General features: G+C 63.5%; 1 protein-coding gene. It reads left to right on the top strand.

Annotated elements, in window-relative coordinates:
- Positions 1 to 93 precede the first annotated feature (93 nt).
- Entirely contained in the window at positions 94 to 1,323 is a 1,230-nt protein-coding gene (locus ACP5E6_RS05585) for a class I SAM-dependent methyltransferase (RefSeq protein ID WP_427952656.1), read from the top strand.
- Positions 1,324 to 1,395 lie beyond the last annotated feature (72 nt).

The raw sequence follows: 1,395 nt of genomic DNA on the forward strand, positions 1-1,395 counted from the left end.
TCATGACAGCACCGATGCTCTTTATCCCCTTTTTTATCGTCACCGTGATGCCCAGATCGAAGCTCTTGGTAACGTTTCATCAGGGGGTCGAACATGCGTATAATGTTGGACAGGCTTTTGAACCGTCTGATCGCCACCGGCACGCTGGACGTGATCTGGCCGGATGGTTCCCGCTCCCGCTACAAGGGTGATCCCGGCCCGCGGGCGAGCATGGCGATCCATGATAACGCGACGGTGCGTCGCCTCGCGATCTCCCCCGGCATGGCGCTGGGCGAAGCCTATATGAACGGCCAGATCACGCCGGTCGATGGCTCGATCCATGACGTGCTTCACATTCTGATGGCCAATATTGAAACCGCCGCCCATCGCGTGCCGATGCTGCGCGCCGAGGCCACGCTGAACCGCATCGCACGGCCGCTGGTTCAGATGAACAACGCGCGCAAGGCGCGGCGCAATGTGGCGCATCACTACGATCTGAACGGGCGGCTCTATTCGCTGTTTCTCGATCGCGACCGGCAATATTCCTGCGGCTATTTCCCGCGCGGCGACGAAACGATCGATGAGGCGCAGATCGCCAAGAAGCGCCATATCGCCGCGAAACTGCTGCTCGACCGGCCCGGTCTGACCGTGCTCGACATCGGCTGCGGCTGGGGTGGCATGGCATTGACCCTCGCGCGCGATTATGGCGCGCGGGTCACCGGCATCACGCTCTCCGCCGAGCAACTCGCCGCCGCCCGGGCCCGCGCCGCGGCCGAGGGGCTGGCCGACCGTGTCGCATTCGAATTGATCGACTATCGCGCGGTCGATCGCCGATTCGACCGGATCGTTTCGGTCGGCATGTTCGAACATGTCGGGTTGCCGAATTATCAGCCGTATTTCGACACGCTCGCCCGCTGCCTGAACCCCGACGGCGTCGCCCTGGTCCATGCCATCGGCCGGTTCGACGGTCCGGCCGGCACCAGCCCGTGGCTGGCCAAATATATCTTCCCCGGCGGCTATTCACCGGCCTTGTCCGAAGTGTTCGGCCCGATCGAGCGATCCGGCCTGCGCACCACCGACATGGAGATTCTGCGGCTGCACTACGCCAAGACCCTGAACCACTGGCGCCGGCGCTTCGCGGCCAACCGCGACACCATCGCCGCGCTCTATGACGAACGCTTCTGCCGCATGTTCGAATTCTACCTCGCCGGCGCGGAACTCGCCTTCACCGTGCAGGATCACATGGTGTTTCAGGTGCAACTCGCCCATCGGCAGGAGGCCGTGCCGCTGACGCGGGACTATATCACCGATTTTGAACGACATCGCGCCCGGCAGACCGCCTGACCCCGCCGGGGACCGGCGTAAACTCTGGTATCGGGGACCGGCGTAAACTCTGGTATCGGGGACCGGCGTAAA

Origin of the sequence: Acidiphilium sp. (genome assembly GCF_049977125.1) — a bacterium.
In the GTDB taxonomy this organism is placed as follows: Bacteria; Pseudomonadota; Alphaproteobacteria; order Acetobacterales; family Acetobacteraceae; genus Acidiphilium.